The 20,744-nt window shown below is 46.7% G+C and carries 12 protein-coding genes; all 12 read right to left on the reverse strand.

Annotated features, from left to right (window positions below; translation table 11 throughout):
* Positions 1-58 precede the first annotated feature (58 nt).
* A complete protein-coding gene (locus NIAKO_RS26475; protein ID WP_107685625.1) occupies positions 59-2,086 on the reverse strand; it encodes a glucosidase family protein in 2,028 nt (675 codons plus the stop codon).
* Positions 2,087-2,140: 54 nt separating this feature from the next.
* Positions 2,141-4,024: a glycoside hydrolase family 97 protein gene (locus NIAKO_RS26480; RefSeq protein WP_014221535.1), complete on the reverse strand. Its 1,884-nt coding sequence runs from the start codon at positions 4,022-4,024 to the stop codon at positions 2,141-2,143.
* Positions 4,025-4,030: 6 nt separating this feature from the next.
* Complete coding sequence (locus NIAKO_RS26485) at positions 4,031-5,020, reverse strand: alpha-L-fucosidase (protein WP_014221536.1); 990 nt, start codon at positions 5,018-5,020, stop codon at positions 4,031-4,033.
* Positions 5,021-5,070: 50 nt separating this feature from the next.
* Positions 5,071-6,216 (reverse strand): glycoside hydrolase family 88/105 protein, encoded by a 1,146-nt coding sequence (locus NIAKO_RS26490; RefSeq protein WP_014221537.1) that lies wholly within the window; start codon positions 6,214-6,216, stop codon positions 5,071-5,073.
* 20 nt (positions 6,217-6,236) lie between these two features.
* Positions 6,237-6,890 carry a 3-keto-disaccharide hydrolase gene (locus NIAKO_RS26495; RefSeq protein ID WP_014221538.1) on the reverse strand — a complete coding sequence of 218 codons (654 nt, stop codon included), beginning with the start codon at positions 6,888-6,890 and terminating at the stop codon, positions 6,237-6,239.
* Positions 6,891-6,897: 7 nt separating this feature from the next.
* Positions 6,898-8,634: a RagB/SusD family nutrient uptake outer membrane protein gene (locus NIAKO_RS26500; protein ID WP_014221539.1), complete on the reverse strand. Its 1,737-nt coding sequence runs from the start codon at positions 8,632-8,634 to the stop codon at positions 6,898-6,900.
* 24 nt (positions 8,635-8,658) lie between these two features.
* Positions 8,659-11,787 (reverse strand): SusC/RagA family TonB-linked outer membrane protein, encoded by a 3,129-nt coding sequence (locus NIAKO_RS26505; protein WP_014221540.1) that lies wholly within the window; start codon positions 11,785-11,787, stop codon positions 8,659-8,661.
* A gap of 34 nt (positions 11,788-11,821) precedes the next feature.
* The gene (locus NIAKO_RS26510; protein WP_014221541.1) at positions 11,822-13,270 is read right to left on the reverse strand and encodes a glycoside hydrolase family 28 protein; all 1,449 of its coding nucleotides are present in this window, start codon (positions 13,268-13,270) and stop codon (positions 11,822-11,824) included.
* Between the two features lie 202 nt (positions 13,271-13,472).
* Entirely contained in the window at positions 13,473-14,180 is a 708-nt protein-coding gene (locus tag NIAKO_RS26515; RefSeq protein ID WP_014221542.1) for a DUF4998 domain-containing protein, read from the reverse strand.
* Between the two features lie 26 nt (positions 14,181-14,206).
* Positions 14,207-15,478: a DUF4959 domain-containing protein gene (locus NIAKO_RS26520; RefSeq protein WP_014221543.1), complete on the reverse strand. Its 1,272-nt coding sequence runs from the start codon at positions 15,476-15,478 to the stop codon at positions 14,207-14,209.
* 30 nt (positions 15,479-15,508) lie between these two features.
* Complete coding sequence (locus tag NIAKO_RS26525; RefSeq protein WP_014221544.1) at positions 15,509-17,449, reverse strand: RagB/SusD family nutrient uptake outer membrane protein; 1,941 nt, start codon at positions 17,447-17,449, stop codon at positions 15,509-15,511.
* Positions 17,450-17,460: 11 nt separating this feature from the next.
* Positions 17,461-20,730 (reverse strand): SusC/RagA family TonB-linked outer membrane protein, encoded by a 3,270-nt coding sequence (locus NIAKO_RS26530; RefSeq protein WP_014221545.1) that lies wholly within the window; start codon positions 20,728-20,730, stop codon positions 17,461-17,463.
* Positions 20,731-20,744 lie beyond the last annotated feature (14 nt).

Raw genomic sequence — 20,744 nt, forward strand, 5'->3', positions numbered from 1 at the left:
TTCGTTCCAAAATCAAGTTAATATTCGCGCGCAAATAGTAAATATACCATATCGCCGCTTATAGCTGGATTTGTTTTGTAGTACCTTCTTTGATTGTATATTTTGTTACCTGCTGTCCTTTTTTTATAGTGATCGTAAGTTTACCAGCCCCTGCCCTGTTCACAATAAGATCAAATACATTTCCAAATGAATGAATGTTCCGCAGGGCCATCTGGTCCCAGCCATTGGGTAAACGGGGTGAACAGTCAAAGCTGTTGAAACCGGCAGGACGCATGCCAAACAACCCTTCGGTATAAATGCGGCAATATAAACCGCTCTCGGCCGATAAATGCCGCTGGTTACCTTCAGGGTAAGCTTCTACCGCATACGGCACGTGCTCACCTAATAACCGCCGTTGCGAATAATACCGCAGGAATTCCATCGCTTTCTCTGTTTCGCCGGCCGCCAGCACGCCGCGCAGGGCATACAGGGTACTGCGGTCCCAGAAGGTTGCATTGCCGGCTAAAGAAGCCAGCCCGTCTTCCGTCCATAACCGGGGCGAAAACAATGCAGCAATGGTCCCTTCTTTTCTTTCAAATAAACCTACGGTGAGGGGTGAACAGATCCAGGCACGCAACGTATCGTTGCCTTCATAATACCGGTAGGTTTTAAATCCCTCCACCGTGGCGCCGAAGTATTGTTCTATATTTTTGCGCATCGTCTGCGATTCCTGCTCATAGCGATTGGTTTGTTCTTTTGAAACATTCAATTGCCGCCCTAACAGGGCAGCAGAGCGCAACGCATCATAATACAATACGCTTGTATGTAAATTGGCTTTACCCGCCGGAAAACGGTTTTCCAGTTCATCGCTGTTGCTGGCCACTACGCCCTGTTCGTTAACTTTTCTTTTTAAATATTCCAGGCACCATTCAATCAATGGCCATAATACTTTAGCTGAATCTGTATTGCCATATGTTAAAGCATAGCGGGCGGCGCCATAAGCAATCATAGCCATATCGCCCCTGTCTTTAGCGCCATGCCAGGTAGCATCGCCTTCGGCAATTATAGAACTGGGAATAGGCTCGTACGCTGCGTTCATATATTTCGCAAACCAGCGATAGGCATTCATTGCCGATTTGTTCCCAATGTCATCACCCAGGAATGCAAAAAACGGATTTACATATTCCGCCTGGTCGTTCGCCCAAATGGCGGCATAGTACCGTAACCCACCGGGGCCATGTAAATAGCCACCCTTTGTTTTATAAATGCTTTCTGTGGCGCGGATCTTGGCAAATGCAAAGGCCGTGTTTAAAATTGGATCGGGTGTTTCCAATTGCAGTAACGATTCAATATTGTTTACCCTTTGCAGCCTGTCGTTATAAGCTGCATTCATATCAATTGCCGGCAATGGATTGTTCTTATCTGCTGCCTCATACAAAATGCCAAATTGCACAGAATCACCAGGCGCTACTGTTTTCAACCCTTCATTGGCGGTAGTTACAATAAAACTATGTGGAACCGGGGTAGTTCTTTCCGCAGCAGGCCGCACCTCCCTGTACAGATACTCCATTTCAATTTTTACCGGTTGCTTACCAGTATTGGTGAACACCCATTTCTCCAGCGCTACCGGTTTATCTACAGCAGGAAACAGTGTGCGTTGCAGCGTAATGGCTTTGTCTTTTCCTAGTTCGCTGTTTATTTGTAAAATACCTTTTTGCCTGATGCTGGTTACTTTCTCCGGCATATCGGTTGCCACAGCGGCATTATACACACCGGCTTTAAACAACTTATCATTTATCAGGAACCGGGGCAACTCATCATCGGTAATATTATAGGTCATACTGGCAATGGTGCGAACCGGTAACAATCGAAAAGTAGGGAAAACCATGGTGCGGTTTAGGGAAGGCTGTCCTTCACTGTTGACGCCATATTGCACCCACATCGATACTTTTTCGCCACTCATCTCTACATGATCGGTATGGGGCAGTCGGTTATCGATAGGCCATTCAATACTGCCATCCGGCAGGATCTTCCAGCGGTCCTGCTGTACCGGTAAAGGTGATTGCTGGGCGACAAGGGAAAATAAAATGCCGTTCAATGTTACCATCAAACAGCAGCTTTTTCTCAGGAAATCAATACTCATTATTTTACTTCTTATTAATTAAAGTGTAAATTCAGCCAGGTAGCCGCCACCGGCTACCAGTTCCAGCTCAATAACATCTTTCTTTGTATAGACCTTATGTTCCACTACGATCGACGCCGCATTGCCGCCATCATCTTTTACTACAGTGGCGTTGTATTTTCCAGGTTGAAGAAAACGCAGGGGAACCGTTACCTTCCTGGGAGCAGCACCATTCATAACCGCTACAAACCATTTGTTCCCTTTCCGGCGCACATAGGCAGCCATCTCTCCAATGGCCGACTCAGGCAATACAATGGTCTCATCACAAACAGCTGGAATATCCTTTATAACAGCTACAGCCGGATTGTTTATTATATTTTCAGGATTGGCTGCATAGGTGAGCAAGGGAGCACTAAGGATCGCGGCACTTGCTATCTGGTGCGCCCAGGTGGTGTTTTGTCTTCGTTCACTAAAAAGCATTACTGTATATTCTGCCGGTCCGGCCAAACACCGGGTAAACGGTATTGTTGTTTCGTGTGTTGCCCTGTCGGTGAGTTTACTGGTTTCCATGCCTTTTACCGCTTCACTGGTTAATAGGTTGGGCCAGGTCCGTGCTAAGCCTGTGGGTTTATTGGCGCCGTGAAAATCGAGGAGTAAATGATTTTCGGCCGCTTCCTGCAATATGGCTGTATACAGATCGATGGTTTCCTTCGCTTCATGATCGAAGAAGTCGATCTTTAAACCTGTAACGCCCAGGTCATGGCATTTTTTAAAGAAGGCCTGCCGGTCACTTGCATTACGCAAGGTTTTGGAATGTTTCCATAACCAGATGCCTACTTTTTTCTGGCGGGAATAATCTATCAACTGCCGTAAGGTATCGCCGCCCCAACGCGCCCAAAAACCTTCGAGTATATTGTGTTCAAAACCCAGCTCGGTCGCGTCATCGGTAAACTTCTTCAGTACGTCAAATGTGTTATTACCTTCGCCATCCAGGTATTTCCATACGGCCCTACCTGGTCGTATCCAACTGGTATTTATTCCTTCGGGAAACAACGCTTTATCTGGCGGCGGACAAAGATTTTGTACGATATCGCTGTTCACCAATGTATTCAGGTCGCCTCCTATGATCACTACCCGCCAGGGTGTAATGATGGTGCCGGCAATGGCTGCAGGTTGTTGTAACCGTAAAGTGTCTTCTGGGGAATAGCGCAGGCGATAAGGATAGGAGGCCCGTTGGTGTTGTGGCAACCGTATTTGCAATCCATTGTTTCCATTTGCCTGTAAAGCCATCCCCGCATAATTCACCAGGTTGGCTTCAGTAATGGAGGCATATACTCCTTGTGGTAATTTATAAGTAGCCGGCGGCGCCACCCACTCCCCTGCCTGCACCTGGCTGATCTCTTTTTTTACATGCACCCCTTCGTAATGCATGGTCAGGTCATGGTACCACAACATGCTTCCGGCTGGAATATTGAATACGGTTGCTTCATCCGGAATGCGAACGGTATTGGTCCCCGCCGGTAATATTGTTCTCAAGGCCACTCCATCATTAAATACCCGCACCTCCAATGTATCCACCATTTTTTGATCCTGTAACAACACCTTTATTCCCGAACAATGATTTATTGCAGTGGCATGCGCGCCCAGCAAGGGATAATGCTCGTTGAGCTGATAGCGGAGACCGGCGGACGTTTTCATTTTCCCCTGTAGAACCATATCGTTCAGCAACATCACCATTTCAGAGTTTTCTACGATCGGAATATTTTTATAGATAACCGCAAAATGCAATTGATTATTTTGTTGAAAGAGCTTGCACTGTATTTGCCGATCTGGACTTGTGATTAACACCGTATCAGCAGGCAATGCGCTTACTTCAGAAATTGCAAGTAAAAGGATAAGTCCAATAAATATTGTTCTTTTCATAACATCTTATTTGTTGCCTGCACGCGTTCCTAACGCCTTCAATAATTGTAGAATGGCGGGATCAATCATGCCATTGCGCTGCACAGGGGTATCCCAGGTGATAGCGCCTTCAGCCTGTATTACCTGGTTGCTGAAACCAATAACCTGGTCGCTCGTAAAGCGTGGATCGCCCATCCCCCATGTTCTTCCCAGAAAGCTTAATACATGAATTTGTTTTCCATCAACCTTACCCTCATAAGAACGTTTTATGGAAATATATTCCGGTTTATCTACTTCACCCGCAGTATAATCTTCATAGGGTGTAAGAGAAAGCGTTCGGTATACTACACCCGGATTAAATGCTACAATGCTTTCTGAATTGCCGGCACGGGCAGCCGCTGCAAAGCTGGCAAAATTGGGCGCCTGCTCATTTCTATACATGATATTGGGCCAGTAACAACCATCGAACCACCAGCCATCAACTTTATTTCCCCAACGTTGCGACCATTCCCTGATAATGGCTTCCCAGTTATGCTGAAATTCAAAGTTCTGATGCGGGCCATTTTCAAACTTTAAGGCTTTTCTTGCTGCAGAATCCCCTACCGGCGCACCTGATGGCAGGTATACAATAAGCTTTATACCTTGCTTTTTTAAAGCGGCTGACAGATCGGTTATTAAATCGCGTTGGGAACATTTACCCCTGTTGTCAGTGAGGCGTTCATAAGTTTTATTGGGTGTACAATAGAATCCCGAGTTTTGCCCAATGGTAAAGATCAAATACCCGGCGCCAGTCTCTTTGACCTGCTTCGCCAATCCTTCCACATCAAATTGATTGATCATCTCATTCCATACAGCAGGGGTTGTAGTGATACTGTCTGTTCGTGAACGCCAGTCGGCCAGGTAATGCACCATAATGCCCCAGCGGGCCTTTTTCATCCAGGCAGCCCGTTCCTGCGCAGTGGTAATAAGGCAGGAGCATACTATTACAATGAGGATAGAAAGTTTAATGAGGTTCACGTGGCAGGAATTTAAAACCTGTCAGGCTTTTGCCTGACAGGTAAAGTATATTATCGTAACAATGCTGTAGCACACCATAACACCGGGGCCTGACCGTGCAGGTCGCCGATATTACGTTTGCGGTCGATATAGTATTGACGATCGTTCTTTTTATTGGTGCCTTCACACACTTCGCGTACATCGTTATTACTATCGATGTAAGTGATCAGCGCCAGCCAGCCTTTGCGGGCGGTAGGTCCGTAGGTAGCGGCATCGAGCCAGCCATTCTTGACACCGGTGATCATGGCAAAGGTGAACATACCGGTGCAGGAAGTTTCGGGCCATGCTTCAGGATCATCGATCAACTGCCGCCACATGCCGCTTTCTGCCTGGTATTTCAACAGGGAGGCCATCATGCTTTTGTAGCCCTTCATTATCCGTTCGCGGTATTGGCTGTCTTTGGGTAATGAACGCAGCACCTCGGCCATTCCGGCTGCCATCCAACCATCGCCGCGGCCCCAGAAATAAGGCACATCGGGTGCATGGTAAAACAGGCCGTTGGGCTTTTGCAATGAATCCAGATACAGTACCATTTCCTTCGCCGCCCTTTCAATGTATTTTTTATCATTGGTAGCGCGGTAAGCCTGTGATTGTACCGCAGTGATCATAAACATATCATCGATCCACATGCGGGTTTGCCAGGAGTAGCCTCTGTTTAAAAAGTCCTGCGATTCAGGTTTTACATGCGGCCCTTCCGGGTTTTCCCATTGTTTATCGGCAAAACGCTTTCCAATTTCAAGATAGCGGTTGTCTTTTGTTTGCATATACAATTCAAACGGTACTGCGCCGAATACAGTGGCATCTACATGCACTGGTTTAGGGATCAGGGTATCCTGTGCCCCAAACATCGGATCAAACCGTTGCACCAGTTTTTGCACCAGTTCTTTATCACCCGATTGTTTGGCAAAGGTGAGTGCGCCATACCAGGTACAGGTTTCGGGATAAGTAATTGTTTTGGGTGGTGTGGTGCGGCCAAAATTAGTATGCGGAGTAACTACAAAATGCTCCGCTACTTTTTTACCAACTTCCTGTGGCGAAGTTCCTGCAGGCCATTTTGAAAAATCAGCCATCGCCTTTTTTGATTGTGCTTCACAGATTACTGGCTGCAATTGTGCAATTCCCAGCGCCAATGCCAGGCATTGAATCGTTTGTTTCATGTACACGGGTGTTTTTAATATTACAATTCCTCTATTTCAATTTTACGATAATAGATCTCGGCTCCTTCTGATTGTACCAGGATCCTTCCAGTGTGCAAGCTGGCGTCAGTGCCTTCATTTACCACCACACCGTTCATAATGTGCGTGCATTTCCCATTTTTAAAAATGATCTCCAGCCGGTTCCATTCACCAGTAGGTTTTTCATTATCTTTTTTCTTGGCAACCCGGGTATTTTTGGTAGCCTGGGTTTGGGTGCCTTCTATTATTAATGTAACACTATCAATTAACCAGAAATCGCCGCAATCTCCTTCCTGGATCTGGCATTCAATAGCCCTGGGCCATACCCTGTCACTATCCGCCACGCAATATAAAATTCCATTATCACGCACCCGGTTTTCCCTGGGCGGGTATTTTCTTTCACCCCACTTAAACTCAGCCACTAAATGAAAATCGTTGAACTTTTTATTGGTGACAATATACCCGAACTCCTTCCCCGTGACATGCAGCAAGCCGTCTTTAACAGAAAATACACCTGCAGAGTCATTATTTTTCCCTTCGCTTTTCAAAAACGAATACCAGCCGGTAAGGTCCTTTCCATTGAATAAAGGCTTCATTTGCTGTGCGTAGGTGTCACAGACAAGCAGTATGCCCAATATAACAAACAGCTTCTTCATATAAGATCTAATTCCATAAGGGAAAATACAAACTATTATTATACGGATCGCCTGTTGTGGTAGCATCTATTTGCGCCTGGGGTATGGGACGCAACACATGTTTCTCAATGATGTTGGCTGCTGCTTCTTTATTATGCATGCGTACCCGTTGTAATAATTTACCGGTACGCACCAGGTCCCACCAGCGTACATTTTCACCACACAGCTCGCGGGTGCGCTCATCCAATATAAAGTCCTGCGATAAGTCAGACGCAGTTATATCCATGGCCGTTGCATTGCCGGTTGGATACGCCGCTCTTTCCCGTACGGCATTGATGTACTTTACAGCATCCGGCATATTGCCCAGCATATAGGCGGCTTCAGCTGCCACCAGGTAAGTTTCAGCCAGCCGGAATGCGATCACCGGCCGTACGGATGGTGAATTCAGATCGGCTCTCTTTGTATCGAAATATTTCATCATGGTAGCGGAAAGCGTATTGTCATACTTACGGGGAGGAACCAACAGGTAAGGCGTAGCGGCGATCTTTGCATCACTGGCATCTACGCCCGGCATATAAATAGCCGTATCACCCAATTTAAATTTTGGTTGTCCCGATACCGCTCCTGCCGGCGCGCCGGCGGGTAAGGGATTTGGCCAAACCGGATACCCTTTGGGATCGGGATTGTTGGCATACCATACGGTTTGAAAGGTTTTGCTGTAACGGGTATCATTCACTCTTTCTTTAAATGCCGTATCGGTTAACCAACGGGTAGGAATACAACGGATATACGGACGGCCATACGGCGTACTGCGGATCATGCCTGGTCTTTTTTCATACTGCCCCACCCACATATGGTTCAACACATTGTCGGCGCTGTATGTACTGATGCCGCTGCTCGAGCTTATACCACTGTTATTAGGGCCATTATATGCCAGGTTCGCTGTGTGTTGTACAGTCCATAATACCTCTTCATTGTCTTCATTTCCTTCGGCAAACACTTTATTAAAATCGGGTAATAAATTCAATCCCAACGTTGCCTTGTTATTGATAATATCAACTGCGGTGTTATAGGCATTCTGATAATCATCGGCCTTTTTTGCAGCGGACCCCGCACGGGTAAGGTATACCTTCGCCAGCACATGTTTCGCGGCTGCGGCTGTAGCTTTACCTGATAAAACCCCATTGCTTTTGGGGCTGGCAGGCAATACAGCGGCAGCATCTTTCAGGTCCTGGATAATGGCATCATACACACTTGCCATAGGATCGCGGCTGGCCGATGTAGTTGCTACTGATTGAAAATGCAAGGTCAACGTAACATCAGCCCAAAACTGCACGAGTATAAAATAATAATTGGCCCGCAGGAATTTGGCTTCTGCCACGATGTTGTTTTTTGTGGCTGCCGGCATATCTACCTTATCGGCATAGTCAATAACCCCGTTACAGGTATTGATGAAAACATAGGCCGCTTTCCACAGGGTGGTAATGGTGCCATGCGTTGATGTGTAGCTGTACAGGTTTATATCGCTGTTGCCATCCACCCCACGCTGAAATTCATCGGTGCCTATTACAGTGGCGGTAAACAATTCCTGCGCGCCCCAGAAGTTGCGCATGCCTGCATAAGCGGCATCCAGGCCGGCCTGTAAACCCTGGCTGGTTTGAAAGAATGCCGGCACCAATATCGAATTTGGTTCTTCATTTAATTTTTTATTGCAGCCGCTCATGGCGATCAGGAGCCCACTGCAGAAAAGAAATATCTTTTTCATACATCTTGTTTTGGGTAGTGAAAATTAAAACGACATATTAATACCAAAAATCAGCGACCAGGTAGGCGGGGTATCTACACCCACTGTTCCTGAGCCCTCAGGATCTATACCTCCTGCCCGGCGGTATGGCGAAAACAGAATGAACGGATCTGCAGCGGTTGCATATACCCGGAAATTCTTTGCGCCTATGCGTTTTACCAATGACTGGTCCAGGTTATAACCAAGACTGATGCTTCTGATCTTTAGAAATGAGCCGTCGAAATAACTCATCACCGAACGATTCAAGGGATTGGTAGCTGCGGAATTTGGCTTGGGGTTCCACGGTTCGTGGTTATCGGGTGTCCAGTAATGTGTTTTTATATTGTTATAAGTTCCCTGGTAGGTGTTTACAAATCCACCGCCATACAAACTGCTGTTCATGGTATAACCCCACCGTGCAAATGCTACCACAGTTAAATCAAAACCGCGGTAACCAAAACGCTGGGTAGTACCACCTTCCCACTTAGGCTGACTTGTTCCTACAATAATGCGGTCGTAAGTAGCATCGATCTTTGAATCGGGTTTTCCATCGGGACCACTCACATCTGCCACGCGAATGGTTCCAATAACAGATGAGGTACCAGACACCGACAAGCCCAGCGCTTTTGCCGCCGCAGTATCTTCCGCCGTGTTCTGCCAAATACCCTGCCGTTTGTAATCATAGTATACATCCAGCGGCTGTCCAACAAACCAGCCATTGGCAACATCTTTTGTTGTCCCTCCTGCCAGCTGGGTTATTTTACCCCGGTTCATAAAGAAGTTGAAATCACTCGTCCAGCTGAAATTATTACGGGTTTGGGCCTGAATGTTGGTAGTGCTGATGTGCACTTCAATACCCTTGTTCTCAGTTTTACCTACGTTGGTAACAATAGGATTGGGTATGCCCGAGGTGGGCGTTAATGTTTGCGGCAACAACAGTTTGTTGGTATATGCTTTATATACTTCCACCGAACCGGTAATACGGTTTCCCAGCACCCCAAAGTCGATACCCAGGTTGGCTGTTTTTGTATATTCCCAGCTAAGTGTTCCGTTAATGGTAGAAGTAAGGTAAGCGCCGGTTACCATGTTGGAGCCGTAGTTATATACCAGTCCGGATAATTGTCCCAGCGTTTGATAAGCCTTGATCGACTGTTGCCCAACGCTTCCATAGCTGGCCCTTAATTTCAGGTTACTGATGGCAGGTATATTTTGCATAAAATTTTCCCGGCTTACATTCCAGGCAAATGCTGCCGAGGGGAAGGAATGCCATTTATTTCCTTCGGCCAAACGGGAGGAGCCATCGGCGCGAACGGTCAATGTCAATAAGTAACGATCGTTGAAACTATAGTTCACCCGGCCCATATAGGAAAGGATGTCTGCTTTGGATGAACTACCTGTTCCCTTCAGATTTGATCCGTAGGTTGGGTTGAAATAAGCGAGGTAATCGGCCAGGATGTTGGTATTATCGAACTGGTTCGATTTGGAGCTTACTTCCTGCAAGCTGTACAGGCCGGTAAAATTCAATTTATGTTTTTGCGCAATAGTAGCATCATAGATCAACAGGTTTTCCAGGGTATAGTTATTGGATACTTCATTCCGGTTTGAGGAGGCAGAACCGCCCTGGTTAACCCGGAAACTTGTTTTGTCCGAATAAAAATTTCCATACACATCCGATCTGATCTCAGCGCCGGCATTCAACCGGTACTTCAATCCTTTGAATAAATTCGCTTCCAGGTACAGCGTAGTGAATGTTCCCAGGCGTTTCCTGTTTTCTACAGCAGCGCCGGGGATCAGGTCGGCCAGTGGGTTCCAAACCTGATTGGCGCTTCCCGGCACATATGTATTTAAAATATTTCCTGCACTATCATATGGCGATGCCAACGGACTGGCGCGTAACGCCTGGGCCATGGGGTTAGCACTTTCTCCTTTACGTACCGAGTAGGTATTCAGGGAGTTCAATCCTACTTTAAATATTTTCCCTAACTGTTGATCGATGCTCAGTTTTACGGTTGCCCGCTCAAAACTTTGTCCGTAGTAAATACCGGTTTGGTTAAAGTAACCGCCTGAGATCGCATATTGCGTTTGATCGCTCCCACCGGAAACCCCTAACTGGTGATCGGTGATCCTGCCGGTTTTATAAATAAGGCTTTGCCAGTCGGTATTGCGGCCTGTTTTCAAACCCTCCACCTCTGCAGGATCAAACACGCCATTGGTGAGGAACTGCGGATCATCGAGCCCGCTGTATTTACCCGGATTACCAATAATGTTCGCCCATTTTTTCAGATCAGTAAACTCCGCGGCATTCATTATCGGAAACTCCTTTGTTAATTTGCTGGTGCCTGCATAGCCACTGTAAGTAAATACGGCTTTGGCGGTTTTGCCGCGTTTGGTAGTGATCAGAATTACCCCATTGGCGCCCCTTGAACCATAAATGGCGGTAGAGGAACCATCTTTTAAAATTTCAACCGAAGCCACATCATCCTGGTTCAGGTCGTTGATACTACCGTTGAACGGGATACCATCCACGACGATCAAGGGGTCGTTGCTGGCGCCTAACGACCTGGAGCCCCTGATTAAAATGTTTGGTGTAGCGCCTGGTTTGCTGTTGGCGCCGCTCCGCTGAATATCTATCCCCGCGCCTTGTCCCTGAATAGCAGTGGCCAGGTTGGAAGATGGAATGTCTTTTATTGATTGTTCGCTGATAGAAACAATTGAACCGGTAACATCCGATTTACGCCGGGTACCATACCCCACCACGATCACCTTATCCATTTCCAGTTTATCTGAGCTTAAGGAAACACTCAGGGCCAGCTGATCGGTGGTGCCTATTTTTATTTCTTTGTTTACATAACCCACCATGGTAATGGAAAGTGTGCTGTTCACCGGGGCAGTAATCTGAAAAACGCCATCTGCTTTTGTGGAGGAACCAATAGTAGTTCCTTTCACTACTACCGAAACGCCGGAGAGCGGTTCGCCGGTTTCATTCCTCACGGTTCCTTTTACGGTTACTGATTTTTCCTGTGCCTGCAGCATGACAGGCAGAAAGATGTAAAAGCATAACAGGCATACAGCAATGAATGCACTGTTTTTAAAAAAGGTATTGCCGTACCTTTTTTGGTGTCGCAAGTGTAGCATAGCAATCGTTTTGATTAATAGAATAGTTATTACCTTATCGGGTTAGGGTGTTCGTAATATTTTCAAGGTGAATGGTAGTTGGCGCTTTTGTTGTTTCGGAAATTTTGCGGCCATTGAGTTCAATATCCTGTCCATCTTCACAAATTAAAGCCGGCCGCTCATCCTTGTTAGCCAGGTTCAGGGTAATATTCACCAGCTTTAATCCTTTTACATGCCGGGCCCAGATGCCATATGCCGGCACCAACGGACCAAACGTTTTTACCTCGGGATATTTATCAATGGCTTCAGGCACCTGCTGTTGCGCATTCTCTGCAGTACCGCCGCCTGCCAGGCTGATCTCGATATTCTCCAGCGTAACATTGGTGATGTAATGGCCGGGTACACCAGTGATAAGAATGCCTGTGGGCGGTGTTAACTGGGAATTTGCAGCAGCGCTGGCTTTTACATTTTTAATGACAATGTTTTCCAGTGTTCCGGTGGGTTGCTGGCTATCTTTCCCTTTTCTGAATACGCTTAACCGCGATCCCAGGCGCAACAACATGGGCGTTTTTACATTTACCATGGTGATGTCTGAGATATTTACATTGCGCAAATGAGCGCCATCTACGGTTAATAGTTTTATCCCGCCGTTATTGGTGTCGTAGATATAGCAACCGGTGATGGTGATATTTTCAAACGGGGCCATTGACTCGGTGCCCATTTTTATAGCGCCCTGGTTGCTTTTTAATCGCATGCCGCTCACCACTATATTACTGCACGCCATGGTGCTTGCCGTGGTTTTAAAACACAGCGCATCATCCCCACTAACAATATCACAGTTTTTAATGCGTACATCCTGGCAACCATCTATATCAATGCCGTCATTGTGCGCCACGCCATGGCTTACAATTTTTACATTTTCAATAGTTATTTTTTTGCTTTGGAAATAATGCGAGGTCCAGGCGGCAGCATAATTGAGTGTGATGCCTTTTACGGTTACGTTTTCACACCGAACGATACGTACTAAAAACGGGCGCCGGCCCCAGCGTTGCGATTCCGGCCGGGTATCCGTAGTTATCTGTTGTTCTTTTAATTTGGCTCCCTGGCCGTCGATGGCGCCATCGCCTTCAATGCCAATGTTTTTTGCGTCAACCGCAACCAGCAATGCCCAGCCTACATCAACGCCCAGCCCATCGGTGAATGGATCTATGTTTTGATAATCGTTTATATCTGTACTGCCCAGTAAGCGTGCGTCCTTATCAAACTGCAGGGTAACCTGGTCTTTTAATACAATGGTGCCAGAAAGCCAGCTACCTGCCGGAAACACCACTTTACCACCCCCCTTTTGATGGCATTCATCTATTGCTTTTTGAATTGCAGCGGTATTAATTGTTTTGCCATCGGCCACCGCCCCATACCGGGTAATGTCAATTATAACCGGTGGTGCAGCCTGCACCCATATCATACTAATCAGAAACGCTATACCAATTACTGCTTTTTTCATATGATTTCTTCCTCATGCAACTAACAGATTATTGTAACAGCCGTTCTATATCCAACTCACTATTCATTCAACTATTTTGGCAGAAAAATTCCCGGGAACGATTGCGTAAATAATTGAGTGCTTAAATAAGCGGAGGCGGCACGACGGCCGCCTCCTTACTCTAACTAACTGTAAAGAAACATACTATTGCTGCGTAACTTTATCATGGTACCTGCCGGTACTCATAATTGGAATAAAATGTATCAATAGCATTAGGTGCTGGTTTGTACAGGGTCCTGAACTGAAGTGAACTTCCTTTTTTATAAACCGGCAACACGGTACTGTCGGCCGGCCCTTCGTTCTTTGAATAAAACTTTTGTTGCGCACCAAAGTTGTCGGTATATAATATTTCCTGGCCAATTACATCTGCGCCTACGCCATACCATTTAATAGTAGCCGTTTGCGCCGCATCGCTGTAAGCGCTGCTTTTTATTGCCCGGTTTACCAGTTGGGAAATATACCTGTCGCCATACACCGTTCCGATTACATCGTTTTTCACTGACCTGTGCCCCGCTTTATCGTAGGAATAAATATTGAAGGTGTACGTACCTTCTGCCAGTTTATTAAATGAAAAACGTACGGTATCCACATTGTCGGTTCGCTGCACCGCTTTTTCCGTTGAATCGGTTTGACCACCGGCGCTCCAGTATACTTTCACTTTGCTGATGCGCGGGTCTGAGGTCAGCAGCATTGACAAAGCCATCCGGTTGTTACCGGGATAAGCTGTTACAGAATCTACCTTTGCAATGTACACGACCTCGCCATCTTTAATAAAATCTTCATAGGTAGCATTCATCTTACTGCATGCAAACAGCCCGGCGCTGTAAACAACCAGCATGGCTATATAGATGCTATATTTCCTTACACGCATAATTATTTTTTGTTGAATGAACTGAATTACTTTTTCTGTCCCCATAACGACAACTCAAACAGGTGAAAAAATCCTGTATACCCATCGATGGAACCCCAGCTATCAATATTTTTCCATCCTATATAACGAACCGGTGGCATGCCGTTGGGGAATTCAAACTCCTGTCCGTCGGTAGCTACCTGGATGTCTTCGTTTGAGTTTTGTCCAACATCCCACCCCGAAGGTTTGGTCATTGTCCATTCGCCCAGTTTTACCCAGCCATTATTGGGATCAGTATTGTCGGGATTGCTATTGATGATCTTGGGATTATTGGTGCCCCAGATCTGCCAGTGATGCGGGTTGCCATGATTGAAAATAAAGGTGCCGGTACGTTGCCAGATCTCAAACCGGCTCAGCACAAATTTTGAGGCGCCGCTTTTATCCAGGTCAATCGGAATCCATAAGGGCAGATCATATTTCTCCTTGGTATGAAACATGCTGGTAATATTGCCATCGTATAAATTTTTCATAGGATAGCTACTGGAATAATCCACGGCGTTGGCCATTGGTATTCCTGAGTTGGGCAACGGCTGATGCTGTGGAATATAACTGGCAAATGTGGTACGCACGTCGTTGAACTTTGTTTTATCCAGCGCCTCTTCGTAAATAGGCGTGATCTTTACTTTCAGGGTATCGCTGTGGTTATCCCAGCGGTCACGAACATAAATGCCCCAGGTACGTTCAACCGGTGGAAATCCCCGGATGTTAAAGCTTCCCTGTTTCATACTGGTATAATTAAAATCAACATGCGCCCAGTCGCCTACCGAATCAATAACCAGCACTTCAAACACAATGTTTGCCGAGTCATTGTTCACATACTTTACATTAATACCTCCAAACGTAGAATCTGTTTTCAGGGACCTGTACACATTCAAAATGGGTGGCGCCAATGGTTTTACTTTCACTTCAACGGGTTGCGATACTACTTCACTGCGGCTTACCGCATACAAAGTCACCGTCCGTTCCTCGGTATCGCCAAACCCTTCTACCAGTAATTTCTTTTGGAACATGGAGGCTTTTACTTCTTTTTTCACCCCCTTCAGATCATACACAGCTTTTACGTACAAAAGGTTCTCATTATCGGGTAAAGTATAGGAGATCAGCGCCGCGCCGGCCAGGTTGGTTACTTTGGGGTTGCTGATGGCATCGGGTGCTGTGCCATCTGTTCCATACGGACTTCTGTCTTCTTTTTTACAGTTGCTGATGACAATCACCATTATCAAAAGCCAGCCTGTTATGATTAGTTTATTCGGTTTCATTGTATTTAATTTATGATCTTGGGAAAGGGTTTACCAGCCAGGGTTCTGTACCAGTTTTTTATTCCGCAAAATTTCATCCTGATCTATCGGCCAGAAATAATCGCGCAGCTTGAAGGTTTGTGACCATTGCACAATGGGTTTGTAATAAGCGGCAGGGTCCTGCTGCTCGGTGCTCCATCCTTTAATGGGTGCATTCAGTGTCACATGCGCTTCCCGCCATCTTCTCAGGTCCCAGAAGCGTTGTCCCTCAAATGCCAGTTCAATCAACCGTTCCTGGTGAATGATATCGCGCAGGCCTGATTTTGTGGTGTACCTGGTGGGTTGATTGGAGAAATTATCCCATGAATACGCAACCCCAGGCAAACCGGCCCTGTCCCTTACCGCATCTATCCACCTGAAGGTTTCGGCGCCAGGCCCGTTTACTTCATTCAACGCTTCGGCATATAACAAATACAAATCGCCTAACCTGATCTCGGGCCAGGGATAAGGCGTTTGATTACTGCCGGTAACATTTCCATCTGCCGCAGCCACCGTGCTCATATTGATCAGCTTTTTGATCCAGTAACCGGTAACGGAAAAATTACTCACCCCCTGGCGGGCGGCAAACTCAGCCCGTCTTGCTTTTACAAACAACATGTTGCTGACTGAGTAATTGTTTATCCAATTGCCAAACCAAATACCCCGGTCAAAAGCCAGATCGGCATAAAAACGGGGTTCCCGGTCAAAGTGCAGTTTTACTGTTTGTTCGTTCTTCTTGATGTAAAATGTATCGGCGGGCGTAGCGGTCTTTAATTGAAAACGGCCGGCATAATCCCAGGTTTTATCTTCAGTAATGGGAACACCGTTCTTTGTATAAAACAGTTCGGCCATTTTTATGGGCGGGGCCAGAATTCCCTTCGGACCACTACTGCTCACTGCGCCGCTGCCGAGAATGGGCATCGTCCACCGTTGCAGATCGGAAGCCCGGCTGGAGGTATTGGCCCAGATCACTTCCGTATTAAAATCTTTCTCCGTAACAGCCATGCGTATACCCAGCTGCGTTTTAATGGTATCGTTCACTACCCAGCCAGGATATAAGGCTGCGTTGAACCGTTGTAAGCTATATGCATTTCCATGGCAGAAATCGATCGCCTCCTTACAGGCTGCTACTGCGGCTTCCCATTTTTTGGGATCAGCTACCGGATTTATCAGCGGCTCGCCGGCATTTTTTCCCTGGGTATGAAGGCCAACGAAATCGCTGTTGCCATTAAACAATGGACTGGCGGCAGTTACCAGTACTTTTGCTTTCAGCGCCAGCACTATGGATTTCGTAATTCTTCCCAGTTCCGTTTGTTCTGTTCCTACTACTCTTGCGGGCAGCGCATCATTGGCTGCGGCTTCATTGAGCAACTGAACAATATAGCTGAAACAACTATCAACATGTTCGCGGGGCACCTGTACTTCTTCGGGCGCACTGCCTACCGGTAAATTTTCCCTTATTATTGGAATGGGGCCATACATACGCACCAGGTAAAAATGATAGTACGCTTTCAGGAACGTCACTTCCGCTTTCCATCTTTCCCTTTCAACGGCTTCCATATCCCGTACTTTATCGATGCCTGAAAGAAAGATGTTGCAATCGCGTAACGCAGTAAACAATTTTATTCCCTGGTTTTTTCCTGTCCAGAAACTGCCCATGGGATTGCCTACACTCTGGTTGCCCCGGGCAATGGCCCAGAAATCAGGGTCCACATCGCGGATGGGGTCCATATACCAAACCTCATCACCGGCATTAAAGGCCGGGTTATCATCCATATCGCCATGCTTTGGCAGATAGGAGTAACAGGTGAACAGAAATTTTTCAGCTGTGCTGCGTTGGGTAAAGGCGTTGTCGATGGTGCCCACCTGGTCTGGCACAACATCCAGGTATTTTTTACAGGCGCACATGCCCGTCAGCAGCAGTATAGTGGTTGTTATTATTACATGTTTCATTAGTGCAAAATTTAAAGTGTTACCTGAATGCCCGCGTTGATCACCTTTTGTATAGGATAGTTCAGCCCGTTACCTGCCAGCTCTATATCCCAGATCTTAAACTGGCTGAAGTTGAGCAGGTTGGTGCCGTTGGCATAAACCCGCACATTGTCGAGATGAATTTTGCTGGTAACTCTTTTGGGAACGGTATAGCCCAGCTCCACCTGTTTCAACCGCAAAAAGGCACCGCTCCGCATAAACCAGGTACTGGTTTGACTGTTATTGGCATTCAATGTCGAACTCAGGCGTGGCCACAACGCATATAAATTCCGGTTCTCTTCACTCCAGTGGTCATCGGCATAGGCTTTCAATAACTGGTTTTGCAAAATGTATCCCGGCAATTCAGATGAACTATACCGGTATGATGTAAACGGTGCAGTTGCTTTTACATCTATCCAGAAGGAGCGGCGGGCCGTTCCCTGGAAGAAAGTGGAGATATCGAAGCTTTTGTATTTGGCAGAAACCCCAAAGCCATACGTGATCTCAGGTGTAGTGGGGAACCCGATCGGTACCATATCCAGCTTGTCTATTACCCCATCCTGGTTCACATCGCGGTATTTAATATCACCGCCTTTGGGTTTGTCCCCAAATGTTTGCGTAGGAGAATTGTTTACTTCTTCATCATCTACAAACAACCGCTCGGCAATCAATCCCCAGGTTTGTGAAATGGGATAACCTGTTTTGTTCAGGTATTTGAGGTCATCGCCATATTGCAACGATTCGTTTTTATCGAGCCGGCTGTGCGCATAGGTAAAGTTACCCCGGGCCTGAATGGTGAGGTTCTTGCCAAAATTCTGCAGGTATTCTACAGAGATATCAACCCCTTGTCCGGAAGCTTCCCCAACGTTGGCCTTAGGTGGATTATCATCCAGGTTTACCTGCAGGCCGAGGGTATAAGGGATGTAAGTGCGGGGCATGAGAATGTTATAGCGCTTCTCGGTATAATACTCAGCAATGATATCCCACTTGCCAAACAAACTCAACTCCATGGCGTAGTTGGCTTTCCTGGCCGTTTCCCAGGTAATATCCCTGTTCTCGTACCTGTTTATCAGAATGGTATTGCGGGAGTAACGGCCATCGGTCCCAAACGTTGGATTATTCGCGGTGTTGTTCAGGTTTACGTCAGACAGGTAATAGAACCGGTCATCAGGGCTGCCGATTTCATCATTACCTACTAACCCATATGTTGCCCGGAGCTTTAATTTATTGACGGCTGATTTAAGCGGCTCGAAGAATTTTTCGTTCGACACGTACCAGGCCATTCCTACCGATGGGAAGAACCCGAAACGTTCGGTCTTATAAAATCGTTCTGATCCATTATAACCAAAATTGAACTCGCCATAAAAGCGGCTGTCAAAATTATAGGTAGCCCGGCCCGAAACGCCCATATTACGATATGGCAATGACTTCTGTAAAGTTTTTGTATCGCCTTCCTGTTTGCTGCGGGCGGTAACCACCACCAGGCCGCTAAGGCCGTGTTTATCGAAGGTGCGGGTGTAGTTGGCAGCGCCTTCAAAATAAAAATTAGACGTGACGGTTTTGTCGGCGCCCACCGGAGCGCCTAAATAATCGGTTCCGCCCTGAGGCACGACTCCTGTCACTACCTGGTCGGGATTGATCACGTTTAACAGGTACTTGTTGGTGTATTTATCATAACCTGCTGCACTGTAGTAAAAAGGATTATAATTACGTGATACATCAAAATAAGAGGAGCGGTTTATATTGGTGAATGCCCGTACCGCCAGGCCCTGGGTAATCATAGACAGGTCCTGCTTTACTTCAAACTGGGCAGACATCAGGCTTTTGTTATAGTCTTTGTAACCCGACACCATGTCGGCATAAGGGTTCAAATAATTTCCCCTGTCGTAATTGCCAAACATGATGTGGTTTACAAACTGGTGTTCCTCATCAACCGGATAATAAGCGGGGTATAACACGGGACTGGTGCGCATCACTTTCTTATATAAGCCAGAACCACCATCGATCGGTCCGTTGTAATCATCGAAGGTGCCGTACAGGCGCACCATCACATCGGTGGTGCGGGTAACTTTCAACCCCACGTTTGAACGTAAATTATACGTCTTCAGGTTGATGTTGTTATTGAAATTATTCCGTTGATCTACTTTCAGAATACCGTTGTCCTGGGTAAAAGAACCAGCCAGGAAGTAGTTCACGATCTGGCCGCCACCGCTTACACTAAAATTTCCACGCCGGTTGGAGGCCCTGTCTTTAAACAACATATTCATCCAGTCAACGGCAGGGAACATATTGGGATTGGTGCCCAGCTTTGTATTGTCGATCTTGCTTTGAGAGTAAGGAAGCGCACCCAGCGGGTTGCGTGTCAGCACCGATTCCTGGTGCAGATTTAAATACGTGATGGGATCAGCCAGCTTTACGGTTTGGGTGGGTTGAGAAATTGAATTCTCGAACCGCATGAATACCTTTGCTTTTCCCTGTTTACCTTCTTTGGTAGTTATTAATATAACACCGTTGGCGCTACGCGCACCGTATAATGCACTGGCGGTAGCGTCTTTCATAATGGAAAAGCTGGCGATGTCGTCGGGCTGAATCCGGGAAAGATCAGGGTACTCAACCCCATCGATCAGAATAAGCGGCGATGTTTTATACCCAAAGGTGGTTACGCCGCGGATAAAGAAGGATGCATTGTCCTGACCAGGTTCCCCGTTTGTTTGATAAGCGATCACCCCGGCAATACGGCCGGCCAGTGCGGTGGAGAGGTTACTGGAAGGAACTTTTAAATCTTCCGGACTGATGGTAGTAACGGAACCAATGATATCCCGTTTCTTTTGTTTACCATACGCCACTACCACTACATCGTTCAATGAATTGGTGGCGCGTTTCATGGCTACATTGATCACTTCTTTACCTTTCACCGGTATTTCCTGGTTATCGAAACCCACCATAGAATATACCAGCACGGTAGTTGCGTCGGGGACCGTCAGGATGTACTTTCCATTCAAATCGGTGGTGGTTCCAATACCGGGTTGATTTTTTACAAACACCGACACCCCGGGCATGGGGCCGGCTGAATCGGTAACGGTTCCGCGTACCTCCATACTTATAGTATAGGGTATAGGGTCCTTGTTAAGCGATTCTCCCGGTAAATGATTGGTAATTGATGTGTTTGCTATGGGCCGCTGCGAGTAAGCGCCATAGTACGAGGTGAGTAAACAGCATAGCGCTGCTAGCCACCTGGTCGGGGCAGGGCAAGTTAGTTTCATAAATCGTTAGTTTG

Origin of the sequence: Niastella koreensis GR20-10, from assembly GCF_000246855.1 — a bacterium.
GTDB classification, from domain to species: Bacteria; Bacteroidota; Bacteroidia; order Chitinophagales; family Chitinophagaceae; genus Niastella; species Niastella koreensis.